Annotated in this window: 24 protein-coding genes; 4 read left to right on the top strand and 20 right to left on the bottom strand. The window is 66.0% G+C overall.

All coding sequences use genetic code 11. The features are described 5' to 3' along the window. On the top strand, nucleotides 1-216 hold the full coding sequence (locus CI41S_RS20565) for a hypothetical protein (protein WP_139861333.1): 216 nt from the start codon (nucleotides 1-3) through the stop codon (nucleotides 214-216). 45 nt (nucleotides 217-261) lie between these two features. On the opposite strand, the gene CI41S_RS20560 is transcribed toward CI41S_RS20565, so the two are convergent. The 16 genes from CI41S_RS20560 to CI41S_RS43595 all read right to left on the bottom strand — a co-directional run bounded on the left by CI41S_RS20560 (nucleotide 262) and on the right by CI41S_RS43595 (nucleotide 10,181). Next, entirely contained in the window at nucleotides 262-1,998 is a 1,737-nt protein-coding gene (locus CI41S_RS20560) for a relaxase/mobilization nuclease domain-containing protein (RefSeq protein ID WP_139861332.1), read from the bottom strand. 244 nt (nucleotides 1,999-2,242) lie between these two features. Further along, a complete protein-coding gene (locus CI41S_RS20555) occupies nucleotides 2,243-3,019 on the bottom strand; it encodes a lytic transglycosylase domain-containing protein (protein WP_139861331.1) in 777 nt (258 codons plus the stop codon). Between the two features lie 3 nt (nucleotides 3,020-3,022). Next, complete coding sequence (locus CI41S_RS20550) at nucleotides 3,023-3,358, bottom strand: DUF736 domain-containing protein (RefSeq protein ID WP_139861330.1); 336 nt, start codon at nucleotides 3,356-3,358, stop codon at nucleotides 3,023-3,025. Between the two features lie 35 nt (nucleotides 3,359-3,393). After that, the gene (locus tag CI41S_RS20545; protein ID WP_139861329.1) at nucleotides 3,394-3,939 is read right to left on the bottom strand and encodes a S26 family signal peptidase; all 546 of its coding nucleotides are present in this window, start codon (nucleotides 3,937-3,939) and stop codon (nucleotides 3,394-3,396) included. Beyond that, the gene (locus CI41S_RS20540) at nucleotides 3,936-4,457 is read right to left on the bottom strand and encodes a DUF2840 domain-containing protein (protein WP_139861328.1); all 522 of its coding nucleotides are present in this window, start codon (nucleotides 4,455-4,457) and stop codon (nucleotides 3,936-3,938) included. The genes CI41S_RS20545 and CI41S_RS20540 overlap by 4 nt, the downstream gene beginning before the upstream one ends. Beyond that, the gene (locus CI41S_RS20535) at nucleotides 4,454-4,708 is read right to left on the bottom strand and encodes a ribbon-helix-helix protein (protein WP_139861327.1); all 255 of its coding nucleotides are present in this window, start codon (nucleotides 4,706-4,708) and stop codon (nucleotides 4,454-4,456) included. The genes CI41S_RS20540 and CI41S_RS20535 overlap by 4 nt, the downstream gene beginning before the upstream one ends. Then, nucleotides 4,705-5,343 (bottom strand): ParA family partition ATPase, encoded by a 639-nt coding sequence (gene parA / locus CI41S_RS20530; RefSeq protein ID WP_139861326.1) that lies wholly within the window; start codon nucleotides 5,341-5,343, stop codon nucleotides 4,705-4,707. Before parA ends, CI41S_RS20535 begins: the two co-directional genes overlap by 4 nt. A gap of 208 nt (nucleotides 5,344-5,551) precedes the next feature. After that, the gene (locus CI41S_RS20525; protein ID WP_139861325.1) at nucleotides 5,552-6,436 is read right to left on the bottom strand and encodes a replication initiator protein A; all 885 of its coding nucleotides are present in this window, start codon (nucleotides 6,434-6,436) and stop codon (nucleotides 5,552-5,554) included. An 11-nt stretch (nucleotides 6,437-6,447) separates the two neighbouring features. Then, the gene (locus CI41S_RS20520) at nucleotides 6,448-6,729 is read right to left on the bottom strand and encodes a helix-turn-helix transcriptional regulator (protein ID WP_139861324.1); all 282 of its coding nucleotides are present in this window, start codon (nucleotides 6,727-6,729) and stop codon (nucleotides 6,448-6,450) included. Nucleotides 6,730-6,864: 135 nt separating this feature from the next. Continuing rightward, on the bottom strand, nucleotides 6,865-7,362 hold the full coding sequence (locus CI41S_RS20515; RefSeq protein ID WP_139861323.1) for a DUF2285 domain-containing protein: 498 nt from the start codon (nucleotides 7,360-7,362) through the stop codon (nucleotides 6,865-6,867). Next, a complete protein-coding gene (locus CI41S_RS45375) occupies nucleotides 7,310-7,621 on the bottom strand; it encodes a transcriptional regulator domain-containing protein (protein WP_430650034.1) in 312 nt (103 codons plus the stop codon). The genes CI41S_RS20515 and CI41S_RS45375 overlap by 53 nt, the downstream gene beginning before the upstream one ends. Nucleotides 7,622-7,750: 129 nt before the next feature. Beyond that, nucleotides 7,751-8,017: a DNA -binding domain-containing protein gene (locus CI41S_RS20510; protein WP_139861322.1), complete on the bottom strand. Its 267-nt coding sequence runs from the start codon at nucleotides 8,015-8,017 to the stop codon at nucleotides 7,751-7,753. 93 nt (nucleotides 8,018-8,110) lie between these two features. After that, complete coding sequence (locus CI41S_RS20505) at nucleotides 8,111-8,368, bottom strand: helix-turn-helix domain-containing protein (RefSeq protein ID WP_139861321.1); 258 nt, start codon at nucleotides 8,366-8,368, stop codon at nucleotides 8,111-8,113. Between the two features lie 186 nt (nucleotides 8,369-8,554). Continuing rightward, a complete protein-coding gene (locus CI41S_RS20500; protein WP_025587398.1) occupies nucleotides 8,555-8,881 on the bottom strand; it encodes a DUF736 domain-containing protein in 327 nt (108 codons plus the stop codon). Between the two features lie 561 nt (nucleotides 8,882-9,442). Beyond that, nucleotides 9,443-9,886 (bottom strand): hypothetical protein, encoded by a 444-nt coding sequence (locus tag CI41S_RS20495; protein WP_139861320.1) that lies wholly within the window; start codon nucleotides 9,884-9,886, stop codon nucleotides 9,443-9,445. Between the two features lie 127 nt (nucleotides 9,887-10,013). Further along, complete coding sequence (locus CI41S_RS43595) at nucleotides 10,014-10,181, bottom strand: hypothetical protein (RefSeq protein WP_008125146.1); 168 nt, start codon at nucleotides 10,179-10,181, stop codon at nucleotides 10,014-10,016. 311 nt (nucleotides 10,182-10,492) lie between these two features. On the opposite strand from CI41S_RS43595, the gene CI41S_RS20490 reads away from it, so the two are divergent. After that, nucleotides 10,493-11,227 (top strand): hypothetical protein, encoded by a 735-nt coding sequence (locus tag CI41S_RS20490; RefSeq protein ID WP_244626613.1) that lies wholly within the window; start codon nucleotides 10,493-10,495, stop codon nucleotides 11,225-11,227. A gap of 7 nt (nucleotides 11,228-11,234) precedes the next feature. Here the strand turns inward: CI41S_RS20490 and CI41S_RS20485 are convergent, their stop codons facing one another. The 4 genes from CI41S_RS20485 to CI41S_RS20470 form a co-directional block, all read right to left on the bottom strand. Further along, a complete protein-coding gene (locus CI41S_RS20485) occupies nucleotides 11,235-12,158 on the bottom strand; it encodes a DUF2493 domain-containing protein (RefSeq protein ID WP_139861319.1) in 924 nt (307 codons plus the stop codon). Nucleotides 12,159-12,452: 294 nt separating this feature from the next. Continuing rightward, complete coding sequence (locus tag CI41S_RS20480) at nucleotides 12,453-13,484, bottom strand: DUF7146 domain-containing protein (protein ID WP_139861318.1); 1,032 nt, start codon at nucleotides 13,482-13,484, stop codon at nucleotides 12,453-12,455. 65 nt (nucleotides 13,485-13,549) lie between these two features. After that, nucleotides 13,550-15,661: a ParB/RepB/Spo0J family partition protein gene (locus CI41S_RS20475; RefSeq protein WP_139861317.1), complete on the bottom strand. Its 2,112-nt coding sequence runs from the start codon at nucleotides 15,659-15,661 to the stop codon at nucleotides 13,550-13,552. A gap of 174 nt (nucleotides 15,662-15,835) precedes the next feature. Beyond that, nucleotides 15,836-17,032: a DUF932 domain-containing protein gene (locus tag CI41S_RS20470; RefSeq protein ID WP_139861316.1), complete on the bottom strand. Its 1,197-nt coding sequence runs from the start codon at nucleotides 17,030-17,032 to the stop codon at nucleotides 15,836-15,838. Between the two features lie 279 nt (nucleotides 17,033-17,311). Between CI41S_RS20470 and CI41S_RS20465 the strand changes: the two genes are divergently transcribed. Together CI41S_RS20465 and CI41S_RS20460 are read left to right on the top strand one after the other, a co-directional pair. Then, complete coding sequence (locus CI41S_RS20465; protein WP_139861315.1) at nucleotides 17,312-17,929, top strand: type IV toxin-antitoxin system AbiEi family antitoxin domain-containing protein; 618 nt, start codon at nucleotides 17,312-17,314, stop codon at nucleotides 17,927-17,929. After that, entirely contained in the window at nucleotides 17,922-18,806 is an 885-nt protein-coding gene (locus tag CI41S_RS20460; protein ID WP_139861314.1) for a nucleotidyl transferase AbiEii/AbiGii toxin family protein, read from the top strand. The genes CI41S_RS20465 and CI41S_RS20460 overlap by 8 nt, the downstream gene beginning before the upstream one ends. Nucleotides 18,807-18,840: the final 34 nt, after the last annotated feature.

Here is an 18,840-nt window from a genome sequence, read left to right as displayed (position 1 = left end):
ATGCGCGAGGGCGAGACAGAAATCGAAATGGTCAGGAGGCATGTGCGCGACGGCGCGGCGGTTGTCGCTCGTCAGCAGGAACTCGTTGGGCGGCTGCTGGCGAACGGACGCGCGACCCAAGCGGCCGAACAGATGCTGGCGCAATTCGAGGGTGCGCAGGGGCAGCACCAGGAGCATCTGGATCGGCTCGAAGCGGCGCAGCTCGGGAGATTCTAAGACCGCGTCGGCCTGATCGAGAATATCTACCGCCTTCTCTGGCACCTACAGCCCCAGTCCTCGTTGCCGGCCGAAGCTCCAGTCGACCCCGCCGTCGCCCCTGGCGACGCCGGAGACGTGACGGCCGAGCTGCTTTTCGAGTGATGGCGTCCAGGGCACGAGGCTGAAGCCGAGCCCGTCGTCGATCATGGCGAAGCGGCCGCTCGCGAGGTTCAGCCGCCGCTGGTAGGTGCCGGTGACATATTCGCCGGATTCAGGTTTCACCTGCGGCTTCCCGGTCTCGGCGGCGATGCGTTCGCCGACGGCCTGCAGCTCGCGACGCCGCAGCGTGTCGACGAGGCCGGGCTGGAAGCTGACGCCGCGCTTCTGGCGTTCGGCGAGGCCCTGGCCAACAAGGTGCTCGGCCCGCCGGTCCATAGCGTCGCGCACCTCGGCGCCAAAGCCGCCGCCCAGCGCCGCCGGCTCGCGGGCGATATTCCGCCGGTCGAGCCAGGTCGCGCCGGTCGCGGTGACCTGCCGCTCGATGTCGAGGTCGGAGCGTACCGCGATCGCCACGCGCCGCTGGCCGCGCGCGTCATCGAATTTCCGAAGCTCGACGATCGAACCCGGCGCGCTGTCGCCAGCCGCGTCGAGATCGGGCAGCTTGATGTGGTGGGTCCGGCCGTCAACACCGTCTACGAGAGCGAAGGCCGTGCCCTTCAGCTCGTCGTCGAGGCCACGGGCGACCAGTCGCCCGATGACCGGATCGTTCAGGCTTTCGGACGCCAGCACGTAGCTCGCCGCTCCACGCTCGATGCCCCGCTCGGTCAGGCCGTGGTGGATGCGCTTGATGATGTCGCCGCGCTCGCCGAGTTCGCGCAGGGTCGCCTCGGCCTTGTCCGAGATGGTCCATTGTCCCGGGCCGATCTCGTCGGCGAGCCCGAGGCCTTCGAGCTTGCGCAGCCGCCCGATCTTCAGGGCATGGAATTCGTCGGGCTGCCGATCGGCATGCGGCGCGAGATCGATGACGCCGGTGCGATAGGCGTCGTGGGCAAGCTGGCGATCGAGGTTGGTCCAGCGGTCGGCGTCGATCTGGCGCTCCAGCGTCTGCCGGATCTGCTGATCGGTGCGCGGCCCCAGCTCCTGGGTGATCAGGTCGCGCGCCCGATCGCGCATGCCCTCCTTAATATAGTCGCGCGAGATGACCAGGTTCTCGCCGTCATCACGGACGCCGCGCACGATCAGGTGGACATGCGGATGTTCGGTGTTCCAGTGATCCACCGCGACCCATTCGAGCCGCGTGCCGAGATCCTTCTCCATCTGGCCGACCAGTTCGCGGGTGAAGCCCTTGAGGTCGGACATTTCCAGCGCGTCGTCCGGCGAGACGATGAACCGGAAATGGTGGCGGTCGTCCTCGGACCGCTGCGCAAAATCCTTGACATCGACGTCATCGCCGCCCGGGCCGAACAGCCGGGCCTTCTCTCCGTCGCGGGTGACGCCATCGCGGCGCAGGTAATCGAGATGCATCGAGAGCGGCGCGGACCGCCCGCTATGACGGACGACCCGCGCCTTAATGACCGCACCGCGCGACCGGGCGGTGATGAGTCGGTTCGCCTGGATCGAGGCGCGCTGGCCGCGCCCGAACCGGGACCGCGCGCCGGACCCGATCTGCCCTTGCCGGGAGACGCTGCCGCCGGCGCGCTGGACGGCCGCCAGCGCCTGGGCGATGAAGGGCCTCGCCCGCTGCGCGCTGGTCGAGCGGATGCGGCCTGGCCGGATGCGGAAGTCGTGCTCGTCGGTCATGCCCGACGCTCCGCACATCGCGCCAACGCGATGATATTCTTGAAAAATGCGCCGATGCGCAGGCTGCGCCGATCAGGCGCACCTCGCGAAATCGCGCCATAACCCCTTGAAAAAGCACAACCGAATCGAAGCGCACATCGCGCCCCTTTATCCTGCCATCGTGCGGTTGTGTTTGCGGTTTTCCCTCCCAACGCCCTCCACTCTGCGCTGGGGTTCGCCACGCTGCGATGGACGAGTGAGACAGTCATCGCGGGCCTGCAGGCTCCCGGCGGGAGACGAACAGGCCGCCGGTCGGGTTCGCATCGGTCGCCGCATCACGCGGTGTCGCCGCGGTGTCGCCGTCACGCGCCCGCGCATCGGCCTGCACCGGACCTGCGCCCGGACCGCGTTCAGAGGCGCCGATGAAGAGCGGTGCGCGCGTCCACGCCAGCGGATCGGCGGCAGCAACAGTGACGATGGCCGGAGACGCTTCGCCGCCGACAAGGGGCGTGAGCTGGGCGACATAGGCGCGCGTCTCGGCCGGCAACGGGCGGCCATTCGCGAGGTAGTCGTCGTACCGTCCGGGTCCCGCATTGTAGGCCGCGAGAAAGCCCGGTGCGCCGTAGCGATCGTAGAGTTCGCGCATATAGGCCGTGCCCGCGATGATGTTGTCGCGGGGATCGAACGGATCGCTGCCAAGGCGATAGCGGGCGCGCAGATAGGCCCAGGTGTCGGGCATGATCTGCATCAGGCCCATCGCGCCCTTGGGTGAGACGGCGCGCGCGTCGTTGGCGCTTTCAACACGCATGAGCGCGCGGATCCAGGCGACCGGAACGCCGAACCGCTGCGAGGCCTCGCTCACGAAGCCGGCGAGCTGGGTGCTCGCCTCGGCCGGAACCGGCGGCACGGTCTGAGCCTGCGCCGGCGACATTGGCGAAACGGCGATCGGCAGGCCGGAAAGGAGAAGGAGGAGCAGCCGGGAGGCGGCACGGGACTTGTCCGTGCCGCTCCGATGATGCTGCGATCGATGCGGGCCGCGCATCGATCAGTCCTCCTTGCGCGGCTTGGCGGGCCGCGACCAGTGGAGGCTCCAGGTGCCGTTGTCGTCGCCGGAGCGGAAGAGGTTGGCGCGCAGCGGACGCGGGAACAGCGGGCTGTCGAACTGCACGGAGACGTAGTCGCCGGCACGTTCGCCGACATGCTTCCAGCCGGCGCCGATCTCGATGCCGTCGTCCCCGCCGAGCAAGACACGGTAGTCCGGCGCGTTCTCGGCCTCCGACGCCTCGGCCGGAACGAAAGCGAGTTCGGCGTCGATGCCGAGCGCGGTGAGCCGCCCGGAATAGCCGGACTTGGTGCGAGTGAATTGGCCGATCTGGGTCATGGTCGTCTCCTTGAGTTGGGGGTGGAAGCGGCAGTTCAGCGGGTCGGCGCGCGCCAGACGTAGCGGCCGTCGCCGTGCTCATCGGTCCAGAGCGGCGTCGCCCGGCCGATCACGTCGCTGGTCGGCAGCGGGCCGAAATAGCGACCGTCGAGGCTGTCGCGGACAGACCAGTTCATCAGGAAAAGCTCGCCCTCGGCGATGCGGCGGCAGCCCTTCCAAACGGGCAGCGAGCGGCCGAGATGATCGCGGTCGAGCGCATCGCCCATCGGCACGCCATCCACGGTAATGGCGTGATCGCGGCGGCAGACCTGTTGGCCGGGAACGCCCGCGACGCGCTTCATCAAGGGCACGCCGCGGCCGATATAGCCGCGCTCAACCATGAAGGCGGCGAGCGGTTCGGGGGCGCGGATGGCGACGAGATCGGTGACATCGAAGCGGTCTGCCGGCGCGATGCTGTAAAGTCCGATCGGCGTGCTCGCCGAGGCGTTCCAGATCAGCTTTGTCGGGAAGTCGACGAAGGCGGCGGTCGCCATGCCCACGGTCAGGAAGTAGGTGACCATGACGTAGCCGAAGCGGCTCATGATCCGGCCCTCCGACGCAGCAGGAAGGCCTTGTGGTGCTCGGCCGTGTAGGATCGCGGCTGTTCGCCGGCGCTCATCCTGTTGTGAACGTGCCGCCAATGATCGGGCGATACGTCGCTCGGATCGATGCCGATCGCCTCGATCGCATCGATCATCTGCAGCACGCGCTCGACCTTGGGCCAGCCTTCGACCTTGAGCAGGATGTCGCCGCCGGGACGCACGAAGGGCACGGTCTGCTGCGGCTCGCCGGCGCGGACGGTGCGCAGCACGTCGAGATTCGAGGCGATGGTCCCGTAGTCGTTGGCGGCCCAGCGCACGAAGGCGAAGACGCTGTCCGGCGCAAAGCGCAGCACGCGGCGACGGCGGTCGAGGATCTGTTCGCCGACCTCACGGCCGAACCTGATCCAGTTCTCTACACGCTTCTCGATCCAGGTGAGCTCCACTTCGGTCAGGTCGTGAGGAGGCGGCGCGGCCGGTATGGGCTCGGCGCGGTCATGGATGGCGGCGGCGCGGGTCATGTCGCGTCTCCATTGCTTTGCGGGAATTCGCGCGCGAGCAGCTCGCGCAGCATGTCGGCGACGGTGACGCCGCGCTGGAAGGCGGCGATCTTGATCCGCGCGCGTTGATCCGGCGTGACGTCGATCGTCAGCCGTGCCGCGTAGATCGCGGCATCAGGCACGCGCGGCGCAGGCGCATCGGCCGACCTGATCCAAGTCTCCGCATCGCTTGGCCGGGCGGCGAAGGCCCGCTTCGGAGGGGTCGCGGTCATGGCGCGATCCTTCCGATCTCTGTGACGAGCGCGGCGATCTCGCGCGCGGCGGCGCTGTCGCTGTCGAGCTCTCCGACCAATCGCCCGGTCTGCGCGGTATCGGCGAAGGCGACGCGCTGGCCGATCCTGGCTGCGAGCAGCGGCGGGTCATGGTCGGCGAGCGTCTCGGCGGTCTCGCGGGCGATGACGGTGCGCGCGGCGCAGCGATTGAGGACGAAGCGCGCCACAAGCTGCGGCCGGTAGATGCGGGCTTCGCCGAGCAGCGACAGCATCTCGGCCGACGCCCAGCCGTCGAAGGGCGATGGCTGCACGGGGATCAGCACCAGGTCGGCGGCGAGCAAGGCCGAGCGCATCAGCCCGGCGACGCGCGGCGGGCCGTCGATGATGACGTGGTCGACGTCGCGGGCGATTTCCGGCGCCTCGCGATGCAGGGTGTCGCGCGCCAGCCCAACCACGCCGAACAGCCGAGGCAGGCTTTCGCGCGCCCGCTGCTGGGACCAGTCGAGCGCCGAGCCCTGCGGGTCCGCATCGATGAGGGTGACGCGCTGGCCGCGCTTCACCCATTCGCCGGCAAGGTGGAGCGCGATCGTCGTCTTGCCGACGCCGCCTTTCTGGTTGAGCAGCGCGACGATCATGACGGTCTCCCGGCGATCGGGGACTCGTCCACACGCCGCGAAAATGCGGTTTGCGTTAGAAAGATTCCGAAGGAATCTAGGTTAGAGAAGTTACGGAGCTTGCAAGTTACTGATTCAGCGAGAAGATTCGACGATTCCGGTCCCCGATAGCACGAGGATCGGGTCCTCGATGGCACGATGGGTCCGGTCCCCGATAGCACGAGACGATTCACAGCTTATCCCCAGGGCGCTTGGTCGAGCGGCGGCGCTGGCGGGGGATGCCGAGCGCGTTCGGATCGATGGGTTTGAAGGAGAGGATTTCGGGGCCGCCGAGGCACTGCTCGATGGTCAGGCGATAGCCTGGCAGCGGCTGCCGGCGGACGATGTCCCGCAGGTCGTAGGCGAAGTGCTTGAGCGGCGAGAGCGAGCCGGACTTGGCGTGGAGATGCGGAAAATCGAAGCTCCAGCCGAACTCCTGCTTGCCGCCGTGCTTGCGCACGAGGCGGTAAAGCCAGCGCTCGAGGCCGCCCGTCAGGCCGAAATAATCGCGGTCGATGGTCAGCACGAGCGCGTCGTCGAGAACGGCGGCATAGAACCAGTCCGGCACGATCAGTTCGAGGCCGAGCGGCCGGCCTCTGCTGTCGGCGCGCTCCTTCCACTCGTTGATCCAGGAGAAGCGGTGCAGTCGCCGTTCCGTTGGTTGGCGGATCGATGTCGCCACCGTCGTCGACTGAAGGCGGTCGAGCGCGGCCTTCAGGCGGTCGTAGTCGCGCAAGGAAACGCCGCGGCCGATGAACTGCAGAATCTCGTAGGGCGTGGTCGCCATCAGACGCGACGGGCGCAGGCCGTGATCACGCGCCTCGACGATCTGAGAGGCGGCCCAGATCAGCACGTCGGCATCCCAGATGGTGGCCATGCCGTGCTCGGGGACCGCCTCCACACGGATGACGACGGAGCCGGCCTTGAAGTCGATCGGCGCGATCCGCTTCGACTTGCCCAGTGCGAAGAAAGGGTACGCCATCAGGTCCTGCGCGTCGCGCGGCGCGAGATCGCCGGGCAGTGCCCGGAAGAGATCGAGCTGCTCGCGTTCGCTGCTGTGATGGCGCGCCGACATCTACGATCGGCTCAGCGCTGCGGCGCGTGGCCGCCTGCCGCGCCGGTTGCTTGATGACGCTTCGCCGGCAGGACCGTGTTCCCATCGGCGGTCGAGTTCTTGGTGCCGCGATTGGCCCATGCTTGCAGGTCGGCGACGGCGTAGACGACACGGCCACCGAGCTTCCTAAAGACGGGACCCGTGCCATAGGTGCGGTGTTTTTCGAGCGTCCGGCCTGAGAGGCCGAGAAAGCGCGCCGCTTCAGGCGTGCGCAAATAGCGGGGAGGGACTTGTACGGTCGCACTTTCGGCCATGATCGAGCTCCGTGTGGTGCTGGGGGGCTGCCGGATGCCGGCGGCGGTTCCAGCGCACGGTCGTTCGCTAGGGCGCGATCCACGATGTCGAAGATTTGCGGGAATAATCGACACCCCTTGCGGGCGCCGGTGCGGCTAGGGTTTGCGCGGACGTTTTAGGAGATCGCGATAGCCGCCATGGACGAGCTTCATGCCGTCACGGGCGAGACGGATGGTCGTCTCGCGGAGCGCGTCGCCTGCCCAGGACGCCGCCTCGATGCGGTGCTTCGGAAAGAGCACCGTCGCGATAGCGCGGTAGCTTTCCCGTTCGAGCCGGGCATCGACGGCGCGCAGCATCTGGCGTAGACGCTGCCGCCGCTGCGGAGTGATGCGCGGATCGGGCGGCGCGGGCGGCGCGCACAGACCGCGCCAATAGCGGGCGAGCGCCTCCAACCGATCCGGTGTGGCGTCGTCGAGCACGACGATCGCGGCGGAAGGCGGCGCCTGGCCGACCGGGCCCGGGCGGCGCGCGCGCATCAGCTCGTCGCCGACCTGGATGCGCGAGTCGATGACATCGGAAGATGCGGGCAGCGCTTCCCCGTTAGCAGCAGGTGCAGGTGCAACCCAGGTCGGGAGCCCCTGCAGGATCAGCATCCAGGGATCGGCCATCGGCGACCAAGCTGCGTTCGCGCTGGGTGCCGGAAGTTCGGGGTCGGCCGCGAAAGGATAACCCCCATTTGGCCGAGAGAGCTGCAGCGGCCTCGTCTTCCCCAAAACCTCTTTGCTTCAACCGATTGTAGTCTTGTTGATACTCGGGATTACGCCTTAGAAATTCCCAGGCCAGGTCCGGAGCGTCCAATTCATTTACATAGTCATAGGCGGTTGAGATCCGCCATGTGCCTTGCTCCGGCATCCTTGGCCTCCCATTGCGTCGCTCAACGCGAGGACTGCAAGCCCTAACGATTCTCGGTTGAGTGGCGATTTGGGAAGCCCGAAGACGCGTGTGGGTGATGCAAGATCTGCATCACTGAGGTAGAAAGGGTTAATGAAAACTGGCTCGTATAAGGTCGCGGAAACCGTTGTTGGTCATCCAGTGCGCCCGCGCCAGATGGTTTTGGTATACAGCTTCGGCGCGCAACTGATCGGTCTTCGGATCGATGCCGAAGATAATCTTGGCCACTTCTTCCCAGGGCGCGCCTTCGCGTTCCGCATCGAGCAGGCGCAAGTAGGTCGCCAAGTGCGCGCGGTCATAATCAGTGAGCCGCGCATCTGTCGGTGGCTGGTCGAGAAAGTCGGATTTACCGCTCATAGTTAACGTCCCCACCGCGTCATATCCGAAACGGATGGAGTTTGCACGACGGCCATAGCGTAGAAACGGCGGTGCAATGCGGGATTGTTGAGCTCAGGCGCGCCGAGCTGGCCGCGGGCGGTCTTGCCGAACAATCATCACTCCTTCGCCCTGATCGGAGTTGAGGAAGACGATGCCGTTCTCCTCAAGCGCTCGGCGGACCTGGTCGCGCGTCGACTCATGCACGGCGAGTCCGTTCTCGGACTCCACGCGCTTCAGAGCGGTCAGCGATACCAGGGCCTTGTCAGCGAGCGTCTCCTGATTCCAACCAAGTAACGCGCGGGCGGCCCGGGACTGTCGGGCGGTGATCATGCATGACCACCTCCTACAGTCCGGACTCCGCACGCTACGAAAACGACTATAATAGTCGCTCTCGGCTGGTTTGGCGAGCTGAAAGCCGCTCTTAAGCCCGATACCCGCGGCTTGAGCGGACGAACTGATTCGGTCGCCCTGAGCGCGTAAGGCCCCGGCCGGAAGGCCGGGGCCTTACGCGGGACCTCAGTCGCCGCGCCGCCCGTTGGGACGGGACCAGATCAGCGAGAAGGTGTCGCCTTCCTCGTCGTCGAAGAGGTTGGCGTAGATCGGGGCGTTGAAGCTCGGATCGTCGAGCTTGAGGCCCAGATAGTCGCGGCCCTCGTTGGAGCGCTTGGACCAGGCGGCGCCGATTTCGGCGCGGCCGACCAGAACCCGGTGGCTAGGGGCGTTCTCGCCGGTGGCGCGCTGGTCAGGGACGATGCGCACGCTCTTGGCCTGGACGCTGAGGGTGACGATTTCGCCGGTGAACTCGTTCGAGCCGGTCTTCTTGAAGGTGCCGATGGTCGCCATTGTAAGTCTCCGTTTTCCGTTCCCGAGCCCGCACCATTGCGGCCTCGATGGCGATCGGCAGGCCGGAGGCGATCGACGGCGCACCCCGAAGGGGCCTGACAGCTAAGGAGGACTTTCTTGTCTCGCGAGGAATGACGGCGCAGCCGGCAGGGGAAGAAAGTTTGACGCGGCTGTTGCGTCATAGGCGATCGAGGCGCAGCCGGCTTTCGGCCAGATCAGGCCATTGAAGAGGCCGTTTGGTGCGGTCGAGGCACGGTCAGATAACGGAGAAGATGGCGGCCGTCCCGCAACGGCAATCGGCGCCACGGCATGCTCACCGACTTCGTCTCCTCCCGCCACGCCGACGCTGCTGCATCCTGGCATTCCGCCGCCGCCACTGAGATCGCCGTGCCGATGTCCGGTGCCCGCCAAGACACGGCTCTGCTCCCGCAGCGCTCCAACGAGGACCGCCTTTCCGGACGAGCGTCGATCCGCGTCGCACACGCCCATCGTTCCAGCATCAGACGACGGGAGCGACCACGGCCACGGCTGCCCTGATCCTCCTGACGGCGATGACGAAGATCAGGCCCGTGCAAGGTCCCGGCCGGACGGGACCGGAGCCGTCGCCATTCCAGCGACCCGCACGAAGGCGGTGATGCCGACCGCGACCGCGCCGATGACGGAGAAGGTAATCTGCCACGCGTCGGACGGCATGAGGTGCTTCACGATGCCATGGGTGGCATGGAAGCCGGCGATCGCCGCCGGCGCCACGAAGGCTGCGGCGACGATCAGCTTCAACCACATAGGCCGGACGAAGGTGATGAGCAGATGGCCGGCGGCGAGCGTGATCGCCGCCGCGACGGCGCCGACCAGGATGGCGCCCGGGATGCCGGCGCCCGTACTGTGCGCCCAAGCGCCGGTGGTCACGCCGACGAACGCCGGCAGCGCGAAGACGGCCAGCGTGAACAGCAGCCAGCAAAGCAGGCCTATCGCTGCGAGGGATGCAAGTATTGCGAGGATGATCATGGCGGTGGCCTCCGTATGGACAAGGTCTGACGGCCGCGCCTTCCACCACCACCACGGCGCGGCTGAAGTATAACGCAAGAGCGCGCGTGCCGGGAGCGGAAATCGGCGGCGATTTCCGTCGCCCGGCTCAGGGGGCGAAGGGGTCGATCTCGTGGACGATGGCGGCGGTGTCACCGTCATATTCGCTGGCGGGCGTGACCGACAGCGTGCCGTCGCCAGCTTGGAAGATGATGATGGCTGCCATCAGCGTGGTGGCGAGGCTAAAGGCGAAGGCGTGTGCGTCGTTGAGAGACATCGATCCGGCTCCTGTTCGAGCGGAGGACCATCCCCCGCTGACAGGCGCCCGATGTGTCGGGCTGAGCGCTGCAATCACCGCGCAGGCGGAGCCGCAGCGGCGGCATGCTCGCATAGCCGACCCTTCACGGGTTGATGGCGTCAAGCGATCAGTCTGACCAAGGATCAGCGCAGATAGGCGGGGGTGCGTCGGCCGGTCCGAAATGGTAATCGACGAATAACTCAACAGCCCAGGTGCCAAGACTTCAGCCGGACGTCTCGCGCAGCCGAGGCGAGAATATCGGCAGGGGACCAGTGGCAAGTGGATTTCATGTGCCTGATGGCAACGAGGCGCTGCGGGCCGACATTCCCGCGATCGTCGAACTCATTGAGCGAACGGCCCGGTGGGTTCATCCGGACACGTTCCATGCGCTGCCGGTGTGGGCGCCGCACACGGCGCGAGGTCGCCCGCTCTACGATGCCGGTTGGTCTCGCCGATATACCAACACGCGGAAGGCGACGGGCGTAACCGCCGAGAAGTTCGAGGGTAACGTGGCGGCGCTCAATGCGCTGGTGGCTGCGCTCGATGTGGCGACGCCCAAGCCCAAGAATTGGACCGTCTGTCATATCTGGGGCTACGACGATCCATCATTCGCTCAGCGCAGCAATGTTGTGCAGGATCCGCGCTATTTCTCATGCGTCGCGAACATGGTGTGGTTGCCGACCTCGCTGAAGGGCTTCACCGACACAATTCCCGAGATCAAGGCGATGCTGCGGGTCTGCTCGTTCCATCTCTACGGGTGGGCGTGTGAGCACGAATCCGTGCAGCCGCAGGCGCAACAGGTCCGATCAGGTTGGACGCCCTCCGATTACCCCAAAAGCTGGCCGAGTCCTGATCGCCCGGATATCCTGCCGCCCGGCACTGCACCGTTCACGCAGCGCATTGAGCGCGAAATCGCGAAACGGAAGTCGAAGATGCGGTCCGATTTGGCCAATGCCGATTACCTCCATTACCCGAAGGCTGAGGTTGAGGACGTGCTGAGGTTCTGGAACATCGACTTGAGCTAGGCGGCGCTTACGCGCCGCCGAACTTCCAGACTGGGATGCCGAGCTTCTTGGCCTTGTCGGCGAGGTTGTCGTGGATGCCGGTGCCCGGGAAGTGCATCACGCCCTTCGGCACGATCTCCAGGATGTCGTCGTTGCGCTTGAAGGGTGCTGCCCGGCCGTGCTTCGTCCAGTCGGGCGCGAAGCCGATCTGCGGGACGTTGCGATTCTTTGCCCAGAGCGAGGCGATCTTCTCGGCGCCCTTCGGCGATTTGCCGTGGATCAGCACCATGTCGGGATGCTTCTCGTGAACCTGATCGAGCTTGGCCCAGATCAGCCGGTGGTCATCGAAGTCGAGCCCGCCGGTGACGACGATCTTCGGGCCCGGCGGCAGGAGTACCTCTTGGTCTGCACGCTTCTTCGCCATCAGGAAGTCTCGGCTGTCGATCATCGCCGAGGTGAGATTGCGATGGTTGACCTTCGATCCGCTGCGCGGAAGCCAAGTCTTTCCGACGTGGCGCTCATAGTGTTCCGCGGCTTGGTCGCGCATTAGCTCAAAGGCGTTCTGGCGCTCGATCAGCGTCATGCCCTCGGCAATCAAGCGCTCGAGTTCGACGGATTTCACCTCGCTGCCGTCCTGTTCGCGCTGCGCCCGCTTCTGGGCCTGCTCGTTGTCGTCCAGTTCCCGGCCGATACGGTCGGTGGCGCGGTGGAAGACGTTGGTGGTCGACCAGAGGAGATCGTCGAGGTCGGGTTCGAGGCGCGTGTCCTCCAGGGTACCGATCAGGGCGTCGAAGATGTCGGCGACAGCGCCCGCGACCTGGTTGCCGTCGGGAAGAAGTCGCTGGTCGGGCTCGTCTGCGAAGGGGCGATAGCCGTGAAGTTGGAGTTCGTTGAGGACATGGTCGGTGGGTGAGGATTCGTGGTGCGGTTCGTAGTCGTCGTGATCGCGCATGGGATGCTCCGTCGGTTGGACCGCGACCGTCGCGGCCTTCATGGCGACGAAGCCCACCAGCCGGACGGCCGGGCACCCGGAGCGCAGCGCAGGGCTCGATGGCTAAGGCCGACTATTTTGCCTCGCGATGGAAAGGCCCGCAGGGCCGCCGGAAAATAGTCGACCGCCGCCATTGCCCGGCTGGCCGGCTTGTGGGCCGATCGCCCTCTCGAAGGCCGAGGCGCGGTCCCCCTCCGATGGATTGACGCATCCGCCGAGCGCGGCGGCGAAACCGCAGGCCCGTTCTCCTGCCGGCTATGCCGCCAACGCCATAAAGCGGGCGACGTCCTGCGGCGCGACCTGCAACCGGGCTTCCATGCGTAGTGCATCCAGGCCGAGCGTGCGAAGATCTTCGTTGAAGTCGTCCAGCTCGGGCGAGATGACAATCGCCTCGATCCCGGCCGCGTTCGCCCGTTCGATCAGCGCATCTCGCGCCCCGTCACCCGCCGGGTCGTTGTCGCGGACGATGTAGAGCCGGCGCAGCGTGTCGGGGAACAGGATGGCAGCGAGATGTGCCGCAGAGAGCGCCGCAAGCATTGGCATGTCGGGCAAGACTTGCCGGAGCGACAGAACGGTTTCGATGCCTTCGCCGGCCGCCATCACATCGCTCGCCGTTCCGAAGCGCACAGCGTTGCCGAGAAGATCGCCCATTGCCCGTCTCGGCGTGTCGATCGGCGCCTTGTCGAGGCGTCGGGGATCGAGCCAGGTGCGATGCGCTCCGCTGATTTTGCCGTCGAGGTCGGTGACGGCCGCGATCATCGCCGGCCAGGTCTCGGTCGGCGAATGCTCGTCGGGCCGATAATAGCATCGCGGGTGGAAGCGCAGGTTTCCGGTTCCGCGTAAATCCGTAATGCCGCGTTCCCGCAAATACGCCTGTACGAGCGTGCCTATGATCGGCTGCGACATGCCGACCAGACGGCGGGCCGCCTCAGGCGATCCATGCGGTGCCGGGACCTGACGCGGGTTTGCCGGCATCGGCTCGGATGGCGGCATGCTGAGGAAGGTCCGCGCCTCGTCGGCAACGTCCTTGAAGTCGATGAGCCCGCAGCTCTCTCGGATCACGTCGAGAAGATCGCCGTGCTCGCCCGTCGCGGCGTCGGTCCATTTTCCGGCCGGGCCCTTGGGTGAGTCCTTGAGCCGCACATACATCGAGCGGCCCGGCGTGTTGCGCACGTCGCCGACCAGCCAATAGCGGCCCTCGCGCCGACCGCTGGATAGGTAGTGACGGCAGACCGCCTCGGCGCGATCGGCGAGACGGCGCGCAAGATCATGCGGGTTTTGCGCCATGGTCGTTCTCCCATACGAAAAAGGCCCGCCGTCACCGGCGGGCCAGTCTCGTAAGTCGTTGACGGTTATTCGGCCGCGATCGCGTGGGGGGCGTCGTGGGCCGTCTCATTCTCCGCAGTCGGCTCATCTTCGGCCATAGCCGTTTCGCCGCCGATGGCCGTCGATTCATCGCCCACTTCGACATGTTGTTGCTCGGTTGCCGCGGAGGCAGCGTGGGTTAGCGGCTGACCAACGGTGCGGAGCGGCTCCGGCAACCAAGCGGTGTCGGCCAACAGCGTTTCCGCCTCGGCCGCCATGTCGCCCTTTTTCAGATGCTCGATCCGGTCGGCGGCGCGCTGACCCTTCGCTTGCGCGACCGCCTGCAGGATGCGGGCCTTCGTCACCCGGCCGAGGAAGTTGTCCACGGTCGGTTTCCACCCGGCGGCCGCCATGTCGAGATCGACGGCCTGAGCGAGCCGATCGGCATGGGCGAACGCCCGCGGCCGCCGGTTCCAGGGCTCGTAGACCGCGTTGACCGAGAGGCTAACGATGTGGGCGAAGAGGCCTGCCTGACTGTCGCCATCCCATGCCTGGAGCGCCTCCCAGAGGTCGGCCGACTCCTTCGGCAGCGCCTTCGCCCAGCTCTCGTGTCGGACGCGGATCGCCTCGGCCGAGGCGCTGTCGTTGAGCCCCGGCGCCTGGGTGCCGAAGCTGATGCTCTTCACATCGAGTTCGAGGCAGCTATCCGAACCATAGTGGTAGAAGGTCTTCAGCGTAAGGACATGCAGAGCCGCGAGGAAGGCGACATCCGGCCGCTCGCCGAGCGCGTGGCGCAAGCCCAGCGTCCGGTGCGAGGTCAGCTCGGTCATCAGCCGATCGGAGATCGGCGAAACGCCCTCGTCCTCCTCCGCGTCGGCGTCGGGCTCTGCCGTGACGGCGGCTTCAGGGCCTTCGTAACCGGCGGCCATGGCGCGCTCGTCCTCGCCGTCCGCGGACAGCTCGGTCTCCGGTTTGGCCGGCAGCTCGTCCTCCGGCCGAACATAACCGCGCTCGACGCGAAGCTGGCCGTCGGCGCCGATGCTGACGAAGGCGCCGGCGCGCTCGACTTCGGCGGCGTCGAACAGCACGGGTCGGTTGTCGAAGCCTTCGATCGCGGTTTCCAGCTCCGACAGGCGCTCGTCCACCGCGTCCGGCAGGTCGTCGGCGTCCTGGTATTCGTTGGACAGCCGGTCCAGTTCGGCCTGGAGCGCATCACGGCTCGCCTCCTCCTCGGCCGCCAGCGGAGCGGTCTCGCCGCGCACCTGGCGCAAACCGAAGGCGTGGCCGTAAGCGAAGTCGGGCGCGACCTCGATCCACTTCCAGCCTTCCGCGGCGATCGCCTCCGACTCCGCCTTCAGCTTGTCGGCCGTCATTTGGTCGACGAGCGGAACGTCCTGCAGCCAGCCGCCATCGTCGCCCTGGAACAGGTCGCGCAGTACCGTGCCGCCCGCCGCCACGTAGGCGTCCACGCCGATGAACTGCGCCCGCTTGTCGGAGGCGCGGACCGCGCCTTCGGTCAGCATGCGGCGGATGACATAGGGCTGCTTGTCGTAGGAAACTTTCAGGCGCTCGAACACCTGCTCCTGGCGCTCATGGTTGCCCGACACGGTGAAGGCCATGAGCTGGTCGAGCGTCATGCCGTCCTCGGCGTAGAAGTCGAGCAGCGCGGGCGAGACCGACGCAAGCTTCAGGCGCTGCTTCACCACATTGGCCGAGACGAAGAAGGCCGCGGCGATCTCCTCCTCCGATTGGCCCTTCTCGCGCAGCGCCAGGAAGGCCCGGAACTGGTCGAGCGGGTGCAGCGGGGCGCGCTGGACGTTCTCGGCGAGCGAGTCCTCCTCGGCGATGCCGCTGTCGCGGACGATGCAGGGTACGGGCGCCGTCTTGGCGAGGCGCTTCTGCTTCACGAGCAGCTCGAGCGCCCGATAGCGGCGGCCGCCGGCGGGGATCTCGAACATGCCGGTCTCGATGCCGGCCTGGTCGACGACGGGGCGGACGCTGAGGCCCTGGAGCAGGCCGCGACGGACTATGTCCTCGGCCAGCTCCTCGATCGAGACGCCGGCCTTCACGCGGCGGACGTTCGATTGGCTCAGCAAGAGCTTGTTGAAGGGGATGTCGCGCGAGGGCGAGAGGGTGATCTTCTGAACGGCAGTCGCCATGGGATGATACTCCGCGACGGGCGGCCGAAAGCCTCTCTCTCGGCCTCCAACCCGTCACGAAGCGCAGCGCCGCCCTCTCACTCTGGAGGACAGCGCCGCAGAACCGACGATCAGGAGAAACGGAAAGGCACGAAGCCGGAGACACGCCGTTCCGCATCTCCGGCTTTCCGGGTATCAGGCCGCCCGGTCGAGCAGCTTCTTCGCCCGCGCCTCCAGGTCGAGCCGCGCGTCCTGCTGGGTCTTGTCTCGCGCGACAGCGGTGATGCCCTGGACGAAATCGAAGACGCTTTCGGGCTTGCGCCCCTCTTCGGCCAGGACGGTCTCAATGATCTTTGCCGTCTCGCTCTTGGAAAATCCGCGCTTGCGCAGGAAATCGCTGCGGTCCTCGTCGTTTCGCGCGACGATCTTCTCCCGCGCCGCCTTGATACCGTTGACGAAAGGCAACGGCGAGGAGTTGGCGAAGCGGGTCAGCGCCGAAGCCGCCTCATGCGCGAACCGCGAGGCAGCGTATTTGGAATGGCGGATCGTGATCTCCTCGAAATCCTCGACGCCCCAGAGATTGCGGTTCTGGCAAACGGCGCGGAGATAGAAGCTCGCCATGCCGAGCGTCTTCGCACCCACCTCGGAATTCCAGCAGTAGAAGCCGCGGAAGTAGAGGTCCGGCGAGCCGTCGGGAAGACGCCCGGCCTCGATCGGATTGAGGTCGTCGACCAGGAAGAGGAAGACGTCGCGATCGGAGGCGTAGAGCGTCGTGGTGTCCTGGGTGATATCGACGCGCGGATTGTAGATCCCGGTCGACCAGTCGAGCACCCCCGGCACTTTCCAACGGGTATCACCCGTGCCGTTGCCGGCGATGCGCTGAACCGCGGCGACCAGTTCGTGGTCGAAGATGCGGCCGTAGTCGGGGCCGGTGACGGCCCGCAGTTCGACACGACCGTCTTCGATCTCCAGCGTCTTCACCTGCTCGGCGCGATGGGAGGTCAGCCCATACTGCAGGTTGATGCCAGCCAGCGGCGCAGGAAGCTGACGCAGATAGGCCGCCGGCGCGCCGACCAGGCCGGCGAGCTGGCCGAAGCTCCAGTGGGTCGGAGCGATCGGCGTGTCGGAGCCCGGCAGCATCAGCGCCAAGCGCTCGGCGTCGTCGCGGCTGGCCTCCACGCGGATCGCCGCGCTCTCCACCGTCCGGGTCCGGCTGTGCTCGGCCCGGCCGCGCACCGCAGCGTGGAGGTCGGACAGGGATAGGTAACGCTCGTCCGCCGGCCGCGCGAACCACTCCGAGGAAACGCGGCCGACACGCTGGCCGCGGCTCACGTCCACCTTGTAGCCGCCGACGTGTTCGCGAGCGGTGTCCAGAATTTCCACCTGAGTCATGGGTCGTCTCCATGACGGGCGCTGGAAGCCTCTCTCCCAGCCCTCAACCCGTCACGAAAACTCGGTCTGCACTCTCACTCTCTTGCGGGGCGTTGCGGGGCGGCAGGCCCTGCAGAAGGGGTCGGCCGAGACCGCGGGCTCGGACGCAGGGGAAGGCTTTCCCCGGCTGACGATCGTCTCCTTGTGGAACAAGCCTTTCGGTTTTTGCACCTTTTCACGGCATGTGGATGGTGATACAAATCCTCGGATAATAGACCTCACACTCCGAGCCTACGTATCTTGCCCGAGCCCGCATCCCAGCGCCGAATTGCCCACACCGTGCTGAAAGCGCGCGGTATCGCTCGTCTGGCGGAACTGCGCGCGGAGGGGGTGACCGCGGCCACCATGAGCCGCATGGAGCGAGATGGAGAGGTGCTCCGGCTTGCACGGGGGCTTTATCAGCTCCCGGATGCGCTTCTCGACGCCCACCACAGCCTCGCAGAGGCGGCGAAACGCGTGCCTAAGGGCGTAGTCTGTCTCGTCTCGGCTCTGGCGTTCCATCAGCTTACCGATCAGCTCCCGAGGCAAGTGTGGATCGCCATCGGCCAAAAGGATTGGGCCCCAAAAGCAGATGGCACACCGGTTCGGCTGGTGCGGTTCACGGACCGTCTGCTCACGGAGGGCGTTGAATCCCATACCGTCGAGGGGGTGCCCGTAAAGGTCTTTGAGGTCGCGAAGACAATCGCCGACTGCTTCCGGTATCGCAACAAGATCGGCCTGTCGGTGGCGATTGAAGGTCTCCAGGAGGCGCTGCGTCAACGCAAGACAACCCCTGGCGAAATCGTCAGGCAAGCGGAGCGAGGAGCGATCGCGACGGTCATTCGACCTTATCTCGAGGCGCTGACCGCCAATGGCTAAGGAGCTCAAAAATATCGGCGCTTCGGTGCGCGCCCGCCTCCTGCAGGTCGCCAAGGCAAGTGGCCAGAGCTTTGATCTTGTCTTAACGCGCTTTGCGCTCGAACGGCTCCTCTTCCGGCTCAGCCAATCACCGCATGCGGACCGCTTCGTTCTGAAAGGCGCGATGCTGATGATGAGTTGGTTCGAGGATCCACATCGCGGCACGCGTGATCTCGATCTGTTGGGGTTTGGTGACCCTGAACCTGAGGCGATGCTCGGGACATTTCGGGACATCCTGGCGCTCAACGATGATGATGGTGTGGAATTTGACGTCGACGCCCTTCGCGTCGATCGCATTCGCGAAGAGCTCGAGTATGGCGGGCTGAGGCTGCGGACAACCGCCTCGATCAGCGGCGCCAGGATCAACCTGACGATCGACATCGGCTTCGGCGACGCGATGGAGCCAGGGGCAGAGATGCTCGACTACCCGTCCATGCTGGCGTTTCCGGCGCCGCGTCTGCGTGCATACGCGCGTGAAACTATTATTGCTGAGAAGTTTCAGGCGATGGTCGCGCTCGGACGCGCGAACAGTCGTATGAAGGATTTCTACGACATCTGGATCCTCAGCAAGTCATTCGATTTCGCCGGCGACAGGCTCGCTCGCGCGATCGCTGCAACGTTTGCCCGGCGCGAGACAGCGGTTCCTGCCGATTTGCCCGATGCCCTGACGTCGGCGTTCGCCAACGATGAACAAAAACAGCGACAGTGGAACGCCTTTGTCAGGGACGTTTCCGCCGATCCGGGAAGCTTGGAAGATGTCGTGACCAGCTTGGCCGAGTTTCTAATGCCGCACGCTATACAAGCGCGCGGCTCAAATAATAATAGTTCAAAGTTGTAATTCAGATATCTCCTTTGGAGATGACTGAAGAGGG

This window comes from Bradyrhizobium ivorense (assembly GCF_900696085.1).
Classification (GTDB): Bacteria; Pseudomonadota; Alphaproteobacteria; order Rhizobiales; family Xanthobacteraceae; genus Bradyrhizobium; species Bradyrhizobium ivorense.
The sequence above is the reverse complement of the archived record's forward strand: the minus strand, read 5'-3'. Positions and strand labels throughout refer to the sequence as shown.

Excerpts from the sequence above, each read along its gene's own strand:
- CI41S_RS20525 (WP_139861325.1), bottom strand. The coding sequence starts at position 6,436 with ATGTCGGCGCGCCATCACAGCAGCGAACGCGAGCAGCTCGATCTCTTC.
- CI41S_RS20500 (WP_025587398.1), bottom strand. The coding sequence starts at position 8,881 with ATGGCGACCATCGGCACCTTCAAGAAGACCGGCTCGAACGAGTTCACC.
- CI41S_RS20535 (WP_139861327.1), bottom strand. The coding sequence starts at position 4,708 with ATGACCGCGACCCCTCCGAAGCGGGCCTTCGCCGCCCGGCCAAGCGAT.
- CI41S_RS20485 (WP_139861319.1), bottom strand. The coding sequence starts at position 12,158 with ATGCGCGATCACGACGACTACGAACCGCACCACGAATCCTCACCCACC.
- CI41S_RS20515 (WP_139861323.1), bottom strand. The coding sequence starts at position 7,362 with ATGCTGATCCTGCAGGGGCTCCCGACCTGGGTTGCACCTGCACCTGCT.
- CI41S_RS20545 (WP_139861329.1), bottom strand. The coding sequence starts at position 3,939 with ATGAGCCGCTTCGGCTACGTCATGGTCACCTACTTCCTGACCGTGGGC.
- CI41S_RS20475 (WP_139861317.1), bottom strand. The coding sequence starts at position 15,661 with ATGGCGACTGCCGTTCAGAAGATCACCCTCTCGCCCTCGCGCGACATC.
- parA (WP_139861326.1), bottom strand. The coding sequence starts at position 5,343 with ATGATCGTCGCGCTGCTCAACCAGAAAGGCGGCGTCGGCAAGACGACG.
- CI41S_RS45375 (WP_430650034.1), bottom strand. The coding sequence starts at position 7,621 with ATGCCGGAGCAAGGCACATGGCGGATCTCAACCGCCTATGACTATGTA.
- CI41S_RS20510 (WP_139861322.1), bottom strand. The coding sequence starts at position 8,017 with ATGAGCGGTAAATCCGACTTTCTCGACCAGCCACCGACAGATGCGCGG.
- CI41S_RS20480 (WP_139861318.1), bottom strand. The coding sequence starts at position 13,484 with ATGGCGCAAAACCCGCATGATCTTGCGCGCCGTCTCGCCGATCGCGCC.
- CI41S_RS20555 (WP_139861331.1), bottom strand. The coding sequence starts at position 3,019 with ATGCGCGGCCCGCATCGATCGCAGCATCATCGGAGCGGCACGGACAAG.
- CI41S_RS20520 (WP_139861324.1), bottom strand. The coding sequence starts at position 6,729 with ATGGCCGAAAGTGCGACCGTACAAGTCCCTCCCCGCTATTTGCGCACG.
- CI41S_RS20495 (WP_139861320.1), bottom strand. The coding sequence starts at position 9,886 with ATGATCATCCTCGCAATACTTGCATCCCTCGCAGCGATAGGCCTGCTT.
- CI41S_RS20460 (WP_139861314.1), top strand. The coding sequence starts at position 17,922 with ATGGCTAAGGAGCTCAAAAATATCGGCGCTTCGGTGCGCGCCCGCCTC.
- CI41S_RS20560 (WP_139861332.1), bottom strand. The coding sequence starts at position 1,998 with ATGACCGACGAGCACGACTTCCGCATCCGGCCAGGCCGCATCCGCTCG.
- CI41S_RS43595 (WP_008125146.1), bottom strand. The coding sequence starts at position 10,181 with ATGTCTCTCAACGACGCACACGCCTTCGCCTTTAGCCTCGCCACCACG.
- CI41S_RS20540 (WP_139861328.1), bottom strand. The coding sequence starts at position 4,457 with ATGACCCGCGCCGCCGCCATCCATGACCGCGCCGAGCCCATACCGGCC.
- CI41S_RS20565 (WP_139861333.1), top strand. The coding sequence starts at position 1 with ATGCGCGAGGGCGAGACAGAAATCGAAATGGTCAGGAGGCATGTGCGC.
- CI41S_RS20550 (WP_139861330.1), bottom strand. The coding sequence starts at position 3,358 with ATGACCCAGATCGGCCAATTCACTCGCACCAAGTCCGGCTATTCCGGG.
- CI41S_RS20470 (WP_139861316.1), bottom strand. The coding sequence starts at position 17,032 with ATGACTCAGGTGGAAATTCTGGACACCGCTCGCGAACACGTCGGCGGC.
- CI41S_RS20505 (WP_139861321.1), bottom strand. The coding sequence starts at position 8,368 with ATGATCACCGCCCGACAGTCCCGGGCCGCCCGCGCGTTACTTGGTTGG.